6 protein-coding genes are annotated in these 6,068 nt (G+C 68.9%); all 6 read left to right on the top strand.

The window, feature by feature from the left end; genetic code table 11:
- Positions 1 to 370 (top strand): BMC domain-containing protein (locus IQ216_RS10915; protein WP_304523979.1); only part of this gene is annotated, 370 nt, incomplete at its 5' end.
- 5 nt (positions 371 to 375) lie between these two features.
- Positions 376 to 843, top strand: coding sequence for a ferritin-like domain-containing protein (locus IQ216_RS10910; RefSeq protein WP_193815483.1), 468 nt, complete (start codon positions 376 to 378; stop codon positions 841 to 843).
- Between the two features lie 79 nt (positions 844 to 922).
- On the top strand, positions 923 to 2,785 hold the full coding sequence (locus IQ216_RS10905) for an NAD(P)H-quinone oxidoreductase subunit F (RefSeq protein WP_193815482.1): 1,863 nt from the start codon (positions 923 to 925) through the stop codon (positions 2,783 to 2,785).
- The gene (locus tag IQ216_RS10900; protein WP_193815481.1) at positions 2,782 to 4,323 is read left to right on the top strand and encodes an NADH-quinone oxidoreductase subunit M; all 1,542 of its coding nucleotides are present in this window, start codon (positions 2,782 to 2,784) and stop codon (positions 4,321 to 4,323) included. The genes IQ216_RS10905 and IQ216_RS10900 overlap by 4 nt, the downstream gene beginning before the upstream one ends.
- Positions 4,323 to 5,498, top strand: a complete 1,176-nt coding sequence (locus IQ216_RS10895; protein WP_193815480.1) for a CO2 hydration protein — start codon at positions 4,323 to 4,325, stop codon at positions 5,496 to 5,498. The genes IQ216_RS10900 and IQ216_RS10895 overlap by 1 nt, the downstream gene beginning before the upstream one ends.
- 9 nt (positions 5,499 to 5,507) lie before the next feature.
- Positions 5,508 to 5,927, top strand: a complete 420-nt coding sequence (locus IQ216_RS14750) for a 4a-hydroxytetrahydrobiopterin dehydratase (RefSeq protein ID WP_193815479.1) — start codon at positions 5,508 to 5,510, stop codon at positions 5,925 to 5,927.
- The last annotated feature ends 141 nt before the right edge of the window (positions 5,928 to 6,068 follow it).

The following is a 6,068-nucleotide window of genomic DNA, read 5'->3' as shown; positions in this document are numbered from 1 at the left end:
CTCCGGGGGCTCCAGTGGCACCCGGCCCCCCGCCTCTTCGTCCTCCTCCGCAACCTCCCCCATGGCTCCCACCGTTAACGGCATCGCCCTCGGCATGATCGAAACCCGCGGTCTGGTGCCTGCGATCGAGGCGGCTGACGCCATGACCAAGGCCGCTGAGGTCACCATGGTGGCCCGCGAATTCGTGGGCGGTGGCTACGTCACCGTGATGGTGCGGGGGGAAACCGGCGCCGTGAACGCCGCGGTGCGTGCCGGTGCCGACGCCTGCGAGCGGGTGGGTGACGGCCTCGTGGCTGCCCACATCATTGCCCGCCCCCACACCGAAGTGGAGCCCGCTCTGCAGAGCACTGAGACCGTTCGCCGCCTGTGATGCCGATGGACGCCGCCCATCCGCGCGTCCTGGGCTATCTGGGTCGCGCCCTGAGCCTCGAGCTCACCGCCGTGCAGCAATACATGACCCAGGCCTCCCTGCTGGAGATCTGGGGCAATGCCGAGGCCGCCAAACGCTTCCGCGAGGAAACCGTGGAAGAACTCCGCCATGCCGAAAAGCTGGTGCAGCGGATGCTCAGCCTCGGCGTGGCTCCGGCCGCTTCCCAGTTGCAGCCGGTGGCCCACGCCCCCGATCTGCCTGGGTTGCTGCGCCACAACAGCGCCATGGAGACCGAGCTCATCAATCATTACGCCGAAGCCGTGCGCTTCTGTGTTCAGATCGGAGACGGAGAGAATGAAGACTGCTTCCGTGAACTGTGGCGCGACGAGCAATCCCATGGAGAGGAGCTGGCCATCTGGCTGCGTCAGCTGGGCGGGCAGCCAGGCCCGGGCCTCGACCGCGCGACCTTCTGAGCCAGCAGCGGCGGGGCAGCCGTCGCCCTGAGCTCAGCTGGCTCCAGGCCGCCTGAAGGGCCAGCCAGTGACAGATCCCGTGCCCCTCCTGCCCCTGCCCCTCCAGCTGGCCTGGCTGATCCCACTGTACGGGTTCAGCGGCATGCTGCTCTCGCTGCCCTGGGCCTGCGGCTGGCTACCGCGCCAGGGTCCGCGGCCGGCGGCCTACCTCAACCTGCTGGTCACCCTGCTGGCCGCGGTCCACGGCGCTCTGGCGGCCTGGCAAGTGAGCCGCCACGGCCCGGCCCACCTGGCCATCCCCTGGTTTTCCGCCGCCGACCTCAGCCTCAGCCTGGGCTTCGACCTCTCGCCCACCAACCTGGCCGCCCTGGCGCTGGTGACCCTGCTAAGCCTGCTGGCACAGGTGTTTGCCCTTGGCTACCTCGACAAGGAGTGGTCGCTGGCGCGCTTCTACGCCCTGGTGGGCTTCTTCGAAGGTGCCCTCTGTGGGGTGGTGCTGAGCAGCAACCTGTTCATGAGCTATTTCCTGCTGGAGATGCTCACCCTCTCCACCTACCTGCTGGTGGGGTTCTGGTATGCCCAGCCGCTGGTGGTCACGGCGGCCCGCGATGCCTTCCTCACCAAGCGGGTGGGTGATGTGCTGCTGCTGATGGGCGTGGTGGCCCTCTCGGCCTGGGCCGGCTCGTTGGAGTTCACCGATCTCTACAGCTGGGCCGCAGCCGCCCACGCCGACGGCAGCCTCACCCCCCTGGCCGGCACCCTGCTGGGCCTGGGGCTGATCGCCGGACCGATGGGCAAGTGTGCCCAGTTCCCGATGCACCTCTGGCTCGATGAGGCCATGGAGGGCCCCAACCCGGCCTCGATCCTGCGCAACTCAGCCGTGGTCACCGCCGGAGCCCTGGTGCTGCTCAAGCTGATGCCGCTGCTGCTGCTCTCTCCGGTGGCCACGGACGTGCTGCTGGCGGTGGGCACGATCAGCGCCCTGGGCGGAGCGCTCGTGGCCCTGGCCCAGGTGGACCTCAAGCGGGCCTGCTCCTACGGCACCACCTCCTATGTGGGGCTGGTGTTCATTGCCATCGCCCTGCAGCAGCCCGGTATCGCCGTGCTGCTGCTGTTCTCCCACGCCCTGGCCAAGGCGCTGCTGTTCATGGGTGTGGGCAGCGTGATCGCCGCCACCAACTGCCAGGACCTCACCGAGCTGGGCGGCATCGGCAGCCGCATGCCCGCCACCGCCACGGCCTTTGTGGTGGGGAGCGCCGGCCTGGTGGGGCTGCTGCCCCTCGGCTGCTTCTGGTGCTTCGGCCTGGGCGTGGAGGCTCTGCTGGCCGGCGCACCCGCCTTCGCCGCGGTGCTGCTGATCACCAATGCCCTCACGGCCGTGAACCTCTGCCGGGTGTTCCGCAGCGTGTTTCTGGGTGCCGTGAGGCCCAAGACCCGCCGCACGCCGGAGGTGATCTGGCTGATGGCCCTGCCGATGGTGAGCCTCAGCGTGCTGGTGCTGCTCACCCCCCTGCTGCTGGCCCGGCTGGATCCGGTGCCTGGCCTGGCCTCCTTCGCCTGGCCCATCGGCCTGGCGGTGGCAGGCAGCGGGCTGCTGGGGGTGGGGATCGGCGTCTGTCTGCCCCTCGATGCAGTGCGCAGCCGCTCGAGCCCCCCGGCCCTGCGCGGTCTGCAGGACCTGCTGGCCTTCGACTTCTACAGCGAGGCGGCCTACCGCAGCACGCTGGTGGCCCTTGTGGCGGCCCTGGCCCGCCTCAGCGACGGGCTGGATCGACGCCTGCTGAACGGCGTGGTGAACGGTTTCGGTCGGCTCTCGCTGCAGAGTGCCGAGGGTCTGAAGCTGGGGGTGAGCGGGCAGCTGCAGTCGTACCTGCTCACCGCCGTGGTGGCGATCGTCACGCTGACCGTCTGCCTGGCCTGGCTCAGCCGAGGCGGCCCATGAGCGAGCTGCCTCTGCTTTCGTGGGTGCTGCTGCTGCCCCTGGCCGGCGGCCTGGGCCTGCTGGCCTGGCCGAGGCCGGCCCCGGCCGCCCGGCTGCGCCAGGCCTGCATCGCCCTGCTCAGCCTGCAGCTGGGCCTCAGCCTCGCCGTGCTGCTGGCCTTCGACCCCAGCCAGAGCGGCCTGCAGCTGCAGGAGGTGCACGCCTGGCTACCGGGGCTGGGCCTCGACTACCGGCTCGGGGTGGATGGCCTGTCGCTGCCGCTGGTGTTGATGAACGCCGGCCTCAGCCTGGTGGCCGTGGTCTGCAGCCGCGACCTGAGCCGACGACCGCGCCTCTACTTCGCCCTGCTGCTGCTGATCAGCGGGGCCGTGAACGGGGCCTTCCTGGCCGACAACCTGCTGCTGTTCGTGCTCTTCTACGAGCTCGAACTGATCCCCCTCTGGCTGTTGATCTCCATCTGGGGGGGCGCCGGGCGGGCCTACGCGGCCACCAAGTTTCTGATCTTCACCGCCATCTCAGGGATGCTGATCCTGGCGGCCTTTCTGGGCCTGGCCCTGCTCAGCGGAACGGTGAACTTCAGCCCCACCGCCGTGACGACCGAGCAGCTGGGACTGGGTAGCCAGATCGTGCTGTTGCTGGCACTGCTGGTGGGCTTCGGCATCAAGATGCCGCTGGTGCCCTTCCACACCTGGCTGCCGGATGCCCACACCCAGGCCTCCACGCCGGTGTCGGTGCTGCTGGCCGGCGTGCTGCTGAAGCTGGGCACCTACGGCCTGCTGCGCTTCGGCATGGGGCTGTTCCCTGAGGCCTGGACCGTGCTGGCGCCGGGGTTGGCGGTGTGGGCGGCGATCTCGGTGGTGTTCGGATCACTGGCGGCGATCGCCCAGCAGGACATGAAGCGGATGGTGGCCTACAGCTCCGTGGGGCACATGGGTTACATCCTGCTGGCGGCGGCGGCGGCGTCGCCGGTGAGCCTGCTGGGCACCGAGTTCCAGATGGTGAGCCATGGCCTGATTTCGGCCCTGCTGTTCCTGCTGGTGGGGATCGTGTACCGCAAGACGGGCAGCCGCGATCTCGCGGTGCTGAAGGGTCTGCTCAACCCCCAGCGGGGTCTGGCGCTCACCGGCTCACTGATGATCCTGGCCGTGATGGCCAGCGCGGGCATGCCCGGCATGGCGGGCTTCATCGCCGAATTCCTGGTGTTCCGGGGTAGCCTCGGCCCCTACCCGCTGGCCACCCTCTGCTGCATGGTGGGCTCAGGGCTCACGGCGGTTTACTTCCTGCTGCTGGTGAACCGGGCCTTCTTCGGCCGCCTGGCCATCACGGCCGCCGAGGATCCGCTGCAGTCGAGCCGGCTCGACATCCAGCTGCCCGTCGTGGCGGCGCGCGAGACGGTGCCGGCCATCGCCCTTGCCATTGGCGTGGTGCTGCTGGGCCTGGCGCCCGGCGGCCTCGGGCACCTGAGTGAAGCCACCACCACCGCCATGGCGCCGTTGGCGGCGCTGGCGGGGCAGCTGGCCTCCGGGGGCAGCGGCTGATGCCTGTGATCCCAGCCGATCTCACCGTGCAGGGTGGCAGGCTCACAACGGCTGAGCTGTGCCAGCGGCTGCTCAGTGGCCAGACCCTGGTGGCCGACTCGGCGGACCAGCGGCTGCAGGTGGTGGGAGTGCTGGAGAGCTATGGCGCCGTGCTGGATGCCTACAGCACCAACTTGATCTTTCAGGCCGAGCGCCAGTTTCTCAATCCCTTTCCCCTGCTCAAGTATCTGGATGGGGATCCGAGCCCGGCGCGGATCTGGCGCAACCTCCGGCACGACCGCATCAATTACGAGTATGCCGAGTACTGCATGAAGACCATGCTCTGGCACGGCACGGGCGGGCTGGATGTGTATCTCGACTCAACCGACTTCGCCGCCGGCTGCGCCGGCATCATCGCCGCCAAGCTCCGGCGTGATCCCCTGCTGACCCTGCTCCATCCGCTGTTCCCGGGTTTCCTGCCGGAGCTGATCCGCAGCGCCGCCACCACCCATGCCCTCGGCCAGTTCTGGCGGGTGATGAGCGATCTGTTCCTGGCCCTGGCGGTCGAGGAACGCGAGGGCCGGATCGGCACGATGGCCGCTGTGGTGAATTACATCCGGCAGGGGCTGGTGCAGGCAGCTGCCGCTCCGATCACCTACGCCGTGAAGCTGGGCGGCCAGCGGCACTGGGTGTTGCCCCCCGAGGCAGGCCTCAGCTTTCTGATGGATATGGCGGTGCCCTACGTGGAGGCGGTGTTCCTGCGCGGCACGCCGTTCTTCGGCACGGTGAGCTTCAACGCCCAGGCCCAGCAGATCGCTCCCGACCAGGCCCGTTTCGCCTACGGCGCCCTCTACGCCGATCCCCTGCCCACCATGGGGGCCGGCATCCCGCCCAGCCTGCTGATGCACGACATGGCGCGCCATCTGCCCGAGACCCTGCACCGCTGGTACGACCAGCACGGCCGCGGCGAGGGCGACATCCACGTGAACATCTGCCGCAGCTTCCAGAAGGCGATGTTCTGCGTCACCGAGGCCGCCATCCAGGGCACCATGCCCCACGGGCTGGCCTGCAGCGAGGCCAGCCAGCAGGCCGCCAACCAGGCCTATGCCAGCGCCTGGGCCGAGCGCCTCGCCGTGGCTCGCACCGACTGCCTGACGGAGAGTCACTGGGTGCGCCCCAACCCAGCGCTGGCCTAGGGTCTGACCATGGAGCAGACCTGGACTCCCCGGCCCAAGCCCGACCGCGCCGAGCGCCTGGAGCGGCGCATCGAGTTCGGCGACTACGGGGCCACCCGCGCCTTCCTCGAGCAGCTCAACGATCTCTCCGAGCAACTGGGGCGCTATCCGGACATCAGCTTCGGGCGAACCTATGTGAACCTCACCCTGCGGCCTGAACCTGAGCAGCAGCTGATCGGGCCTGAGGACGAGGCCTTCGCCGCCGCCATCGATGCCCTGGAAGTGCGCGGGGAAACCGGCTCGGCGCTTGCCCCGGTCCAGATCGGGGCGTCCTGCGGGGTGGGGGAATGGCATGCCGGCCAGAGCCCGGCTGCGCTCATCGCGCGGGCAGATCAGGCGATGTTTGCCGAAAAAGCGCGCCGCAAGGCCGAAGGACGGGCACTCAGGTGAAAATGCGGCAAGATAAGTGGTTCTACCCATGACTCGCCTACATGAGTGTGGCATTCTTGCATCACCGGTCACTCCGGACCGGAGACGAAAGGAGACTGCCTATGTCGCTCATCGGTCGCATCAGTGAACTCTCTGCAAAGC

It is taken from the genome of Cyanobium sp. LEGE 06143 (genome assembly GCF_015207535.1).
Lineage (GTDB): Bacteria > Cyanobacteriota > Cyanobacteriia > PCC-6307 > Cyanobiaceae > NIES-981.
Note: the sequence above shows the minus strand (reverse complement) of the source record. Positions and strands in the feature narration are given on the sequence as shown.

What these genes read in the sequence shown, in the direction of transcription:
- IQ216_RS10910 (WP_193815483.1), top strand. Translation starts at nt 376, where the DNA reads ATGGACGCCGCCCATCCGCGCGTCCTGGGCTATCTGGGTCGCGCCCTG.
- IQ216_RS10900 (WP_193815481.1), top strand. Translation starts at nt 2,782, where the DNA reads ATGAGCGAGCTGCCTCTGCTTTCGTGGGTGCTGCTGCTGCCCCTGGCC.
- IQ216_RS10895 (WP_193815480.1), top strand. Translation starts at nt 4,323, where the DNA reads ATGCCTGTGATCCCAGCCGATCTCACCGTGCAGGGTGGCAGGCTCACA.
- IQ216_RS14750 (WP_193815479.1), top strand. Translation starts at nt 5,508, where the DNA reads ATGGAGCAGACCTGGACTCCCCGGCCCAAGCCCGACCGCGCCGAGCGC.